The organism is Vibrio sp. 10N.222.46.A1, assembly GCF_041473595.1.
GTDB lineage: Bacteria > Pseudomonadota > Gammaproteobacteria > Enterobacterales > Vibrionaceae > Vibrio > Vibrio tasmaniensis_A.
This window is the reverse complement of the sequence record NZ_JBFRSN010000246.1, coordinates 1-12,900: the sequence shown is the minus strand read 5'-3', so window position 1 is coordinate 12,900 and position 12,900 is coordinate 1. Positions and strand designations below refer to the sequence as shown.

Genomic DNA, 12,900 nt, shown 5'->3' with positions numbered 1-12,900 from the left:
ATTTGTGTATGGACAACTATTCGCTCGTTCCTCACGAAAGTTGTCCATACACAAATCTAGGTTTAGAAACCTTCAATATATGATCTGAGGGAGATCTTTTAATCTCGTTGTATATTGGGGCGACAAAAAGTACGGTTCATCAGCCACTTCTGAGTGGCTTTGTTTCCGTAATCAACCCACTTTGTCTTTTGATGTCATTAGGCGACTCGATAGCTCTCGGTCATACCAAGCTGCATAAATCGATTTAATATTGATGCCGCTTGCATCATTTCCTGTTGTTGATTGTTAAAGTCTCTACTGTGTAATTTGGGGCCAATAATTGTTTTGTAACGCTACATTGCATTATCTGAGACATTCCGTTTTCCATACTGCTTTGTCTTTTGCCTGCGCGTGGGACTTAATGCAGAGTACACCACCAAATTGCTCACCCTTTTAGGGTTATGAGCGTCGTCAGCATACAGATTTTCTTTGGGAGGAATCGCTATGTCAGTTTCTGGAAATTCGCTCGCTAATGCGTCATAGACGTCATCGGTATCGTATATTTTATCTGCTGAAATATGGCCAACTTCCACATCAACTTGCCCACACAATTCTTCGACAACCTGAAAATGGTTCTATCGCAAACTTTGAAGCTTTAGGTTAGGATTTGTTCAATTTCCACTCAACACTCTGAATCGTCATGTTTAAAGGCTGCCACTTTCCCTCTGAAGTTATTCTCGAAACCGTACACTATCTCTATCTGGCAGGGTAGTTGTCACTGTTAGAATTTAACCAGTTTGGGCGATAAAGAGTAATTGTGTCTCGTATCTCAGTAGAAAGAAAAGAAGCTATTACCTCCATATTCGATGTCAGTTAAAGAAGTGTCAGAAGACGAAGGAATTAGCACTGCGCCCCTGTATCATTGGCGCCAGCAACTCAGACATTCAGGAGCCGCCGTCCCAAATACCAACACTTCATCAGAGCAGTGGTCTGCTCAAACTAAACTTGCCATTATCGCTAAAACCTACTCAATGACAGAAAGTGAACTCAACCAATATGATCGTGAAAAAGGTCTTTTTCCAGAACAAATCCAAAGCTGGCGCCGCGAATGTATGCAAGGGTTTAAGTCGAGTAAAGAGCGGGAAGCTGAAGCAAAGAAGCAGGCTAAAGCTGACAAACTTGAAATCAAAGAGTTGAAGAAAGATTTACGACTCAAAGAAAAAGCACTCGCTGAAACGGCCGCCCTCTTGGTACTAAGAAAAAAGCTGAGAGCCTTTTACGGGGAAGAGCCAGAGGACGACTAACCTCAACCGATGAAAGGCAGACCATAGTGACGATTATCCTTGAAGCGAAGCAATGCGGATGCCGTTTAGAGCCAGCTTGCCATGAAGTTCAAATTGACTTGAGAACGTATCGTCGCTGGTATCAGCAAGGTGAAGTCCAAGCTGACAAAAGGCCATATGCATCAGACCAGAGCCTGCTAACAAGCTGTCGCAGGAAGAGCGTGAGGTGTGTAACCGCTCTGAGTTCGCAAGCTTGCTTCCAACTCAAATCGTCCTGACACTGCTTGAGAGAGGTGAGTATATCGCCTCTGAGTCGATCTACTATTGAGTGCTGAGTACGCAGGGGCAACTTCACAAACGAGGTCGTCAGCGGAGCAGACAGAAGCAAACGAAGCCAACCAGTTACACAGCGACGGACTCGAACCAATTTTATGCATTGGATATCAATCACTTACCTTCAAGGGTTCGAGGCCAACACTATTACCTGTATGTCATTGAGGATATCTACAGTCGAAAAATTGTTGGTTATGAAGTGTATGAGCATGAATGCGGTGAGCTGGCGTCACAACTTCTGCAACGAACGTTGATGCGAGAGCAATGCTTCAATCAAGCACTGGTTCTTCACTCAGATAATGGTGCACCGATGAAGTCGCTGACGTTTAAAGCAAAAATGGAAGAGTTAGGTATTACCTCATCGTATAGCCGGCCAAGAGTCAGTGATGATAACCCGTATGTCGAGTCATTGTTCCGTACAGGAAAGTACATGCCAAGCTGGCCAGCAAAGGGCTTTGAAACAATCGATAGTAGTCGAAGTTGGGTTGAAGCCTTCGTACGCTGGTACAACACCGAGCATAAGCAGAGTAAGCTAAATTACGTCACGTCACGCCTTCAGAGCGTCACAATGGAAAAGATAAAGATATCTTGAAGCGTCGTGTAGAGGTATTGCTAGCAGCAAAACAGCGAAAGCTTGAGCGGTGGTCTGGTGATATCAGGAACTGTGCGCCTGTTGGTGACATTCACCTAAATCCAGAAAGAGAAGCTGCTTAATAAGCAAGAAAATGATGACAACTACCTTGAAAAACACCGGAATCCCAAGGCTATAATTTTGTAGATTATCAATATGGAATTTCGTTTACACCCGATTTCAGATAATAAGTGCGACAATCCCCTTTAAATTGAAGATTAGACAAAATTCAATCCTAGAAACTCACTCTAACTTTTACCAATCAATCAAGCTCATCTAAGCGGATAGAGCCCTTTCCTTATGTTTGGTGTTGTACTACAACTAGTGGATATACATTTATATTAATTAGGTTCTAGTTTGTTCGTCCTTTTACTGGTTTCGTAAGAATTCGTGTCGTCAATCGTTGATTTGGAGTATGTATGACTGGGAAGCCTCGGGCCATAAAGCTATCTTTAAGTATATTAATATTGTCACTCAGTGCAACAATAGCGTGTTGGTCTATGGCACGAAATTATGTTGAACGCAATGCTGAAAGCCGTTTTACTAATTATACCCAAGACGTTAAAGCGTTGATTCAAAATCGCATGTTGAATTATCAACAGGCCCTCTCAGGGGGCGTTGCTCTATTTGCTGCTTCTGAACAGGTCAATCGTGAGGAGTGGGCGAATTATATCGCTAAGTTAAATCTTGGCTTGCATTATCCTGGTATACAGGGGATTGGTGTTTCAATTCCTATTTCGGCGCGAGATAAAGAGGCGCATGTGCAGCAAGTTCGGGCGGAAGGTTTTCCTCAGTATGAGATTAAACCTAAGGGGGCGCGAGATGAATACACGGCCATTATCTATTTGGAGCCTTTTGATGCTCGCAACCGGCAGGCATTTGGCTTTGACATGTATTCTGAAGCCGTTCGGCGTCAGGCTATGTCTACGGCAAGAGATACAGGAAGAGCTGCTTTATCCGGTAGGGTTGAGTTAGTTCAGGAGATTACTGAGGATAAACAAGCTGGTTTTTTGCTTTATTTACCTATCTACAAAACGCTTTATTCCCCTGATACAGTTGAAGAGCGAAGGGAGGCCTTTGTTGGTTATGTTTACAGCCCATTCCGCGCAAGAGATCTCATGCAAGGTATCCTTCAATCTAACGTCTCAACGGTAAGCTTTCGGTTATATGATGGCGCAGAAGACACCCCTAATAGTTTGCTGTATGACGGGAATAGCGCCTTAAGTATTGTGGACGAGCAATTCATATCGACATTTCGACGCTCGGAGGTGATTAATGTTGCAGGTCGAGATTGGACGATCATCTATACTTCTACCCCCGTGTTTGAAGCCGGTCTCGATTTTTCGCTGCCTCGTATTGTTGCTGGAACTGGGGGGCTCTTAAGTATTCTGTTTTTTTTCCTTTTTCGGATGTTGATTGTTTCACATCAAACAACTGAAAAGCTGCATCATGAGGCCTCGGCGAGGAGAGAAGCCGAAGGATCCCTTAAGAGCCTAAACCAGGAGTTAGAAAATCGTGTTAATGAACGCACTCAAGAACTAAAGCGACAAGAAGAGCTCAATCGAATGCTTTTAGAGAGTTTGAGTGAAGGGGTGGTGGCTTGTGGCGCGGACGGAAATTTAACTTTATTTAACCGTACAGCAAGAGAGTGGCATGGATCTGACCCATTACAGATTCCCCCCGAACTCTGGAGTAATTATTACAATTTATATGAAGGTGACGGGCGAACACCGATGGCGAAAGAAAACATACCGTTGCTTAGAGCATTTAATGGTGAGCATATTCAAAATGATCTACTTTGCATAATCGCTAATGGTCAAAGTCCCCGCTTCGTCTTGGCCAGTGGAGCTCCGATTTGTGATCTCGATGGTAAGCGCCTAGGTGCTGTGGTTGCTATGCACGACGTAACTGAAAATAGGCGTCATGAACGTCGTTTCATTGATATTTTTGAGTTTGCACCTGATGCCATACTGATAATAGAGAGGGGGGGTTGTATTACTCAGGCCAACAGCCATTCTGAGGTTGTTTTTAATTGGGGGAAAGATGTACTTAAAGGCCAATTAATAGATCGATTTTTACCTGGTATTTATTCAAATATCAATAGCTCTTTCTTCGAGAATGAAGAATTGGGTGAAGGAGCTCGTGTTGAGCAACTCTCTACCATGGCTAGACGTAAAGGGGGGATTGATTTTCCGGTTGACATTAGTTTAAGCCCTGTTGAGTCGGAAAAGGGCTTGCAGGTGGCCGTCGCTATTCGGGATATTACCCAGCGTGTTCAGTCAGAGAGGAAAAATAAAGAAGCGATGGCTATGCTGAATGCCATTGAAGATGGGGCATTTATCTTTGATCCAGAAACGCTTCGCCACAGCTATGTTAATGAAGGTGCCGTTTGTCAACTTGGTTATTCCAGAGAAGAGTTGTTGGATCTTACTGCCGTTGATTTCAAAGTTGAGTTCGATGAAAACCGTTACCGGAAGTTGCTTGAACCCTTGTTAAATGGCGAACAGCAGGTTGTCCATATTTCTACTGTTCATAAACATAAAGATGGTCATCTCATTCCAGTCGAAGTCAATCTTCAGTACATTTTTCTACCTGGAGGGAAAAGGCGTTGTATTTCAATGGTTAGGGACGTAACCGAACGTCATCAGGCTTTACGACAACTTGAGGAGGCAACCAAGCAGCAAAAAGCGGCCAATTTTGTCATAGAGCAGGAGCGTAAAAAACTTGCCCAACGGGTGTCTGAACGCACAGCGTCATTACGGTCAACAAATGAAAAGCTAGAGCAAGCTCGAATTGAGGCGGAACAAGCAAGCCATGCTAAATCGGCTTTCTTGGCGGCAATGAGCCACGAAATACGGACGCCAATGAACGGGGTTATTGGTATGTTAGAGGTTTTGTCACACAGTCAGCTGGAGTGCCATCAAGTTGATGAAGTTAAAACTATTCATGACTCTGCGTTTGCCCTGCTGAGGCTCATCGATGATATTTTAGATTTCTCAAAAATTGAAGCTGGTAAGCTAGATCTTGAAAAATTTCCGGTATCTGTCGAAGAACTTATAGAAGGGGTATGCTCCTCGCTTGTCTCCGTTTCTGAGAAGCAAGAGGTTGACTTGCAATTATTTATTGCCCCGATTTTTCCAAGTTATATTTTGTCTGATCCAATCCGGTTGCGGCAAATTTTCTATAATTTAATTGGTAATGCAATTAAGTTTAGTGGTGGTCGTAAGGAAAAACGAGGAGACGTCTCAGTCCGCGTGAACATTGTTGATAATAAAATGGTTGTCAATATCGAGGATAACGGCATTGGAATATCGTCGGATGCCTTAGCTATGTTATTTACTTCTTTCTCTCAAGCGGAGTCATCCACAACGCGTCGTTTTGGGGGGTCTGGGTTAGGATTGGCGATCTCGAAGCGCTTAGTGGACTTAATGGGCGGAGATATTAAAGTAAACAGTCAGTTAGGAGAAGGCTCTACGTTCACAGTTAGCTTACCTTTGGCAATTTATCAGAAAGAGATCATACCACCTTTATCGTTACTCTCAGAGACAAAGTGTATCCTAGTTGAGAACTCAGTATTTGATACTGACGCTCTACGAGTTTACCTCGAGCATTCGGGTGCTAATGTTCAAGTTGTTAGCACCCATTCCGAAGCGTTACGTATTGCTGAGTTGCTTGAAGAGGTTGTCGTTATAATTATTGGACCGCAAAAACATGTCCCGGAACTTACCATCGCTTTTCTGAAAACATTGAAAAGTTCACGAATTGAAAGTGGGTATATTAGGCACTTGTTGATGACTCGAGATCAGCCTCGGCCCCTGAAATTTGAATCCCCTGAATTTGTTGCTCTAAATTGTAACCTATTGCGGCGAAAAGAGTTTTTACAGTCTGTTTCAGTGGCTGCCGGAATTGTTTCGCCTGAAATAATACTTGATCAAGTGGGGGAAGAGTCTCTGCCGTTAACTGCGGCACCGAGTGTGGCACAAGCCCGTGCAGAAGGACGGTTAATCTTGGTTGCAGAGGATGATAGCATCAACCGAAAAGTCATCCTTAAACAGTTGAGTCTACTAGGTTATGCGGCAGAGGTTGCTGAGAACGGATTGGTGGCTTATCAACTTTGGCAAGAGGGAAGTTATGCGTTGCTATTAACGGATTTACATATGCCGGAAATGGATGGTTATGCATTAACGGAAGCGATACGACAGGATAACTTGGAGAGGGCACAAAAACCTATCCTAGCTTTGACAGCCAACGCTTTGAGAGGTGAAAAGAGTCGAGCCAAGGCGGTAGGAATGAATGATTACCTTACAAAACCTGTCCAGCTTCATTTACTTAAAGAGGCTCTTGAAACATGGTTGCCCAACCAGAATGGAGTGCCTGAACTTGGATTACTTGAAGAGGAACAGCCTAGGGACTCTGAAATATTGACTGTCAGTAAGCTCGCTGAGCTTGTCGGAAATGAGCCAGCTGTTATGTGTGATTTTTTGACTGATTTTTTGAGTTTAATGACAAGACAGCAGGAACAGTTAAGAGCCGCTTCTTCCGCTAAGGATATTAGAGAAGTGAGCAGTATCGCTCATAAGCTCAAATCTTCATCTCGTTCAGTGGGCGCGATGAGATTAGGTGACTTGTGTGCCGAGCTTGAAAATGCTTGTACTATAGGTGATGTCGCAGTGGTGGAGTTGACCATGACTCTGTTAGATAAGTGTTTTGCAGAGACGGAAGAGGAAGTGATCTGCTACCTTGATAAAAAAATTATATAGGAGAAGTGTATGGCGATAATGTTGATTGACGATGAGCCGTTTTTAATGAAGTTGCTTGCTCATCAATTAAAGGATTTTGTGAATGAAAAGGTTGTTGTTCATCAATATGAACATGCTGTTGATGCTCTTCAAAAATTAGAAATGCATCCTGAAGAGGTAGAACTAATTTTTTGTGATCTGCAGATGCCAAAGATGGACGGAGTAGAGTTTGTCCGTCACTTGGGGTGTATAGGCTACCAGGGAGGTGTTATTTTGATGAGTGGTGAAGAACAAGCCATTCTAGACAGTGCTAAAAAGCTGGCAACCACTTATCAACTTAATATTTTTGGTTGTCTCCATAAGCCTTTTAGTCCCACTCAGTTAAAAGAAATTATTGAGCATCAGGCCGCTCATCTAGAGACGGAATGTTTTGATGACCTGAAAGAGTATTCTGAAGCTGATCTGCGTCGAGCTATTCAACAAGGTGAGCTAATCAATTACTACCAACCACAGGTCAGGCTTCGAGATGGTGAAATTGTCGGTGTAGAAGCTTTGGTACGTTGGCAACACCCTAAAGATGGCCTAGTGTTACCTGATAAATTTATCCCACTTGTTGAAGAGTATGGACTGATAGATGACTTGACGATGGTTGTCTTAGCTAATGCTCTGGAACAGAGCAAACGTTGGCAATCTGTGGGCGCAAAGCTTTGTATGTCAATCAATATTTCAATGGAAAGTCTGACGTCCTTGGAGTTTCCAGATAAGATTCAAAACATTGCACATGAGGCTAGAGTCCCATTGTCAAACTTAGTCTTGGAAGTAACGGAAAGCCGGCTGATGAATGATCGGCAGTTAGCGTTGGACATCCTGACACGACTGCGACTTAAAGGTGTTGCTTTATCTATTGATGACTTTGGGACGGGGTATTCCTCGTTGGCCCAGTTACGAGATATTCCATTCAGTGAGCTTAAGATCGACCGAAGTTTTGTGCATGGGGCCCATAAAAATAAGTCTTTACGCGTGATTTTTGAAGCCAGTTTCAAGATGGCCCAGCAATTAGGAATGCAGACCGTGGCTGAGGGAGTGGAAGATCTTGAGGATTGGGTGTATTTACGTAAGATAGGGTGTGATGTCGCACAGGGTTACTTTATTGCCAAGCCAATGTCTGAAAATCATTTATCTCGATGGTTAGATGAATGGGAAGGCGTCGAGAGCTAACCCTCAATTCAAGAGTAAATGGTGTCAATATTGAATCACTTATGCACCTCTGCCGTACTTTTCCTCCTAAATCATTTGCAAGTCTAAATATCTAGTCTAGAATTCAAATCATAAATAAAACAATAACTTATATTAAGGGGGCTACGGAATGAAAAAATGGCTTAAATCTACAGTCATCGGCTTATTTGTGGTTGGCTCTACGCCAGCTATAACAGCCCCTTCTGTTCTCAAAGTATATCTAGACTCGGATCGAACCGTGCATCTAGCCTCAGCGGAGGCAATAGAAATGGGTGTAAAAACGGCTTTTTCTCAGCATGGTAATCAACTTTTTGGCATTCCAGTAGAGTTCGAAGTACTTGACCATCGTGGGAATACGGCGCGAAGCAAGCTCAATATGCAGCGCTACCAGAAAGACCCTAATGGAATTGTTTTCTTCGCCGGGTTGCATTCTTCCCCCCTGATAAAATATCGCGATTATATCAATGAAAGTGAACTGTTGATTTTGGTGCCATGGGCTGCAGGCGGTCCTATAACTCGCTACCCGTCTGAGAAGAATTTCGTATTTCGCCTCTCTGTTGACGACACAAAAGTTGGGGGGAAACTGGTCTCAACAGCAATCAATAATGGTTGCCAATCTGTTGACTTATTATTAGAAAAAACGCCTTGGGGTAAGTCTAATTACAAAACGATTTTCCAATCAGTAGCTGACCACAGCACACACTTAAAAGCTCGGGTTACTTGGTTTAATTGGGGAATTGACGAGGCTCTGGCTCGTGTGATAGCCGCCGATCTTAATCGAACCGGCGTTGAATGTGTCCTGTTTGTAGGGAATTCACGAGAAGGCCCCTTATTAGTCAAAGCTCTCTCTGATCTTGAACAACCACCAAAAATTTTCAGTCATTGGGGGATCACCGGAGGTGGTTTCTCTCAGCGAGTTTCATTTGATGCTCGCCAGAGAACTGCCTTAAGCTTTGTTCAATCTTGTTTTAATTTTTATAGCTCTCCGGAGAACGATCTATCGAAGGAGGTATACCGCCAAGCTACGGCGCTATTCCCTGATAAGTTTACAAATGATTTTATTGACGCCCCAGCTGGCTTTGTGCATGGCTATGATCTGGCTAAAGTATTTATTCAAGCCGCACAAAGTATCACCCTCACCGATGATATGGTGAATAATCGACAGCTACTTAAGCTGGCGTTGGAGCAGATGGACACACCGGTTCAAGGTTTGCTAAAGACGTATGAACAACCATTTAGCGTTTATGACGTGGCACATCCTGATGCTCATGAGGCGCTAGGAGCCGATGATTTGTGCATGGCGAGGTACACTCAAGTGGGAGCCATCAAGCTGTTAGATTCAGCTAAGATTAATAAGGCAGATTAATGATCTATAAAACTCGACCAAAACTCAGTGGTATTCAGCTTTACGGTGTATTTTTGTTTATCTCGATGGTTGTGTTCGCTCTTATCACTTATGGACTTTTAGAGCAGCAAGCTCAGCAATCAATAAGAAACCTGGAGAAAATCAATACCTCAATTAAACTAAGTACGGCAGAGAGTTATATTAGCCAATCCCTGAATAATACCGAAAATTTAGCGATGAAAATTGCCTCACATCAAGTGGTGATTTCTACCGCTTTAGGGGGGGGTGCTACACCACAAGAGATTAGTGATAGACTAGCAATCGTGAAACCAGTGACGGGTAAGCACTATATTGTGATCTTGGATATTCTTGGTGACCCAATTTATCAAGAGTTAACCTTACCGGATGAACTGTTCGCTCAACTGCACACTAAGATTGAACAAGGAGATCTATCGAGTGTGTTTAGGGTATTTACCTTTCAAGATGATAGTAATAACTTAATGGTTGCTCTTCCAATACTGTACAACGGTTTTCTAGAAGGTTTACTTGTGTATGTGAAGCCATTTGATATTGACGCCTTTTTATCACCGTTGAGGTTCTCCGAACAATATCAAGTAAGTTTAATTCAAAGCGATAATAGTTGGGGTATGCCTCCCCCAATTGATTGGACGCAACATACAACATACCTCCCTAGATACGACTTGGATTTAGTTTACAGTATTAACCCTGCTATCTATCAAAACAATCGTAACCAATTTATCCGTTCACTCATCGTTGCGTTATCGATAGCTGGTGCGTTGACATATATATTGGTCTATTTTACAGGTAAAAAGCTCCTCATCTCTCCTTATCAGTCACTAGAAAAGTCTGAGCGCCGATTAAAAAAAGTAGCCATTGAAGCCCAAACCGCAAGTGTCGCTAAATCACAATTTATAGCCTCTATTAGTCATGAATTGAGAACCCCTATGAACGGGGTTTTGGGGGCAGCTCAACTGCTGACACAGTGTAAAAATAAAGATGAGCGTCATGAGCTTGAACAAACCTTGCTCTCTTCCGGGCACCATATGATCTCAATTCTCAACGATATACTAGATTTTTCTAAAATTGAGGTTGGTAAGCTGACGCTTAATCTTTCTGAATTTAAACTGGCTGACCTACACAATAAAATTGAAAATAGTTATCGACCCTTATGCTTAGATAAAGGTATAACGTTTGAAGGAACGGCCTATTCTGAAACATCAATACACCTAGTTGCCGATGAGACCCGGTTAGCACAGATAGCTCTTAATCTTCTCAATAATGCGTGGAAGTTTACTCAAAAAGGGGAGATCCATTTTTCTACCCGGCTCACGCAAATGAATAACAACGATTATCTAGAAATTAAGGTGTCTGATACGGGAATTGGTATCCCCGCAGAGAAACAAGCAACGATATTTGACCCATTCACTCAGGGCGATGGGAAAACTACGCGTAAATTTGGCGGGACTGGACTTGGCTTAACTATTATTTCCAAGCTCGTAGATACTATGCATGGCACGCTTAACTTGGAAAGTAAAGTAGGTGTAGGGACACGCTTTATCATTTGCGTGCCTGTCAAAGTTGTATCACAGCCTAGAGAGCAAATAAATGAACCAATGAAGTTATTTAATGGCGAAGGGTTGAAAGCTTTGATTGTTGAAGACAATCGTGTAAATAGCATCATCCTATCTAAATTCCTAAAGAAAAGAGGTTTTAAGTGTGATATTGCCCTTGACGGACAAAAAGGTTTTGAGCAAGCGAGCAGAACCTTTTATGACGTAATCATGATGGATAACCATATGCCTATTATGGATGGTACTGAGGCTACGAAACGTATTAAGGCTTTATCTTCACCCTATAGTGATAGCATCGTCATCGCTTGTACCGCTGATGCCTTCGAGGAAAACCTAACTAAAATGCGTGAGGTTGGCTGCGCAGAAATCATCACAAAACCAGTCAATGAGGGGGTGTTAGATTCGGTCTTTAATCAATATCTGTCAAACCAAGCTGTAGAAAAGGCCAACAGTCCATAAATTAATCTGCATGACTAGCTTTGGGCACAGAGAGAAATGTTAGGTATAAAAAGCATAGTTTTCATATTCAGTTTGGTTGTGTAACAGTAATCTTATGCTCCGGGCGTTTTTGCGGGGAGGTCACTATTGCCCAGCTCTTTCTAAAATTCCTCGACACCATTGTCTCAGTTTTTTCCCAAAAAGATTGACAATCGCTGTTCTAACGCCATGAGCTTATAGTGTACATACTTGTCGCCGAGTTTGGTTATCCGGCTTAACTTAGGCCTTTACTCGTGAAACATTATTTCGGAACCAAGCAAATAAACCGCAGTTTTTATTAAATAGAGAACCTTTTGCTTTTGGAAGCGAGTGTCATTGTAGCGGTTTGGCAGCTAATTCCTTAATTCTTCATGACTCGTTGAATATTGGCAGCGCTAAACACATACGCTTGAGCGGGTAGCTTGCTATGAGTAAGTATATAACCAATGTGGTTCAATGGAACTAAATCAAGAACCTACGATCTGGTCAGCTACATCCACTCTCTCTCGCAGCCCTATTCCTAAACCTCTTTACAAAACAACCAACTGGAAGCAATACAACCAATCACTCATTAACCGTGGTTCTCTGACCTTTTGGTTTGATGAAGAGGCGATAAGCGGTTGGGCGCAAAGCAAACAGAATAAGCGCGGGAGACCACGTCGGTTCAGTGATTTGGCTATCACGACAGCACTCATGGTGAAACGCGTGTTTTCTATGCCACTGAGAGCGCTACAAGGATTTGTCGACTCGCTATTTAGATTTCCATGTTCCATTAAGTTGTCCACATTACACCTGCATCAGCGTAGAGCTAAGCAAGTTGGGGTCTCATTTAAGGAGCAATACAGCACCTAGCCACTGATGTTACTGGCCTTAAGGTTTATGGCGAAAGCACATATTGCAGTCGATACAAGCACTCATGAAATTATTGCAGCCGAGCTAAGTTTATCGACGGTTACAGATGGAGAAGTCCTCCCTAACTTACTGAAACAAACACGCCGAAGCCTCCTTGAGGTGTCTGGTGATGGCGCTCACGACACGAGAGCGTGGCACGCAGCTATTAAGATTAAGCGAGTCAGAAGGAACAACCTTCTGGGAGCGTGGTCACCCCCAAAATCTCGCCGTGGGTTGCCAGAAGTTATACGGCTCACATAAGTATTGGAAAGAGCGGTATGGATACCACAGACGTTCACTGTCAGAAACAGCGATGTATCGAGTTAAACAGTTGCTAGGAGGGCGATTGAGCTTAAGAAATTACAATGCGCAGGTGGGTGAAACTTACGCGATG

The 12,900-nt window shown here is 43.0% G+C and carries 5 protein-coding genes and 3 pseudogenes; all 8 read left to right on the top strand.

From position 1 onward, the window contains the following. Positions 1–821: 821 nt before the first annotated feature. A pseudogene (locus AB4496_RS08390) lies at positions 822–2,309 on the top strand (IS3 family transposase); the annotation flags it as partial. 417 nt (positions 2,310–2,726) lie between these two features. After that, a complete protein-coding gene (locus tag AB4496_RS08385; protein WP_240798310.1) occupies positions 2,727–6,986 on the top strand; it encodes a CHASE domain-containing protein in 4,260 nt (1,419 codons plus the stop codon). 9 nt (positions 6,987–6,995) lie between these two features. Beyond that, entirely contained in the window at positions 6,996–8,183 is a 1,188-nt protein-coding gene (locus tag AB4496_RS08380) for an EAL domain-containing protein (protein ID WP_102258084.1), read from the top strand. A 148-nt stretch (positions 8,184–8,331) separates the two neighbouring features. After that, entirely contained in the window at positions 8,332–9,567 is a 1,236-nt protein-coding gene (locus AB4496_RS08375; protein WP_017097881.1) for an ABC transporter substrate-binding protein, read from the top strand. After that, on the top strand, positions 9,567–11,597 hold the full coding sequence (locus tag AB4496_RS08370) for an ATP-binding protein (RefSeq protein ID WP_017100853.1): 2,031 nt from the start codon (positions 9,567–9,569) through the stop codon (positions 11,595–11,597). Before AB4496_RS08375 ends, AB4496_RS08370 begins: the two co-directional genes overlap by 1 nt. A 474-nt stretch (positions 11,598–12,071) precedes the next feature. Further along, a complete protein-coding gene (locus AB4496_RS08365) occupies positions 12,072–12,467 on the top strand; it encodes a transposase (protein ID WP_102258085.1) in 396 nt (131 codons plus the stop codon). 6 nt (positions 12,468–12,473) lie between these two features. Continuing rightward, positions 12,474–12,626 (top strand): annotated as a pseudogene (locus tag AB4496_RS08360) (transposase); the annotation flags it as partial. 10 nt (positions 12,627–12,636) lie between these two features. Next, positions 12,637–12,900 (top strand): annotated as a pseudogene (locus AB4496_RS08355) (IS5/IS1182 family transposase); the annotation flags it as partial.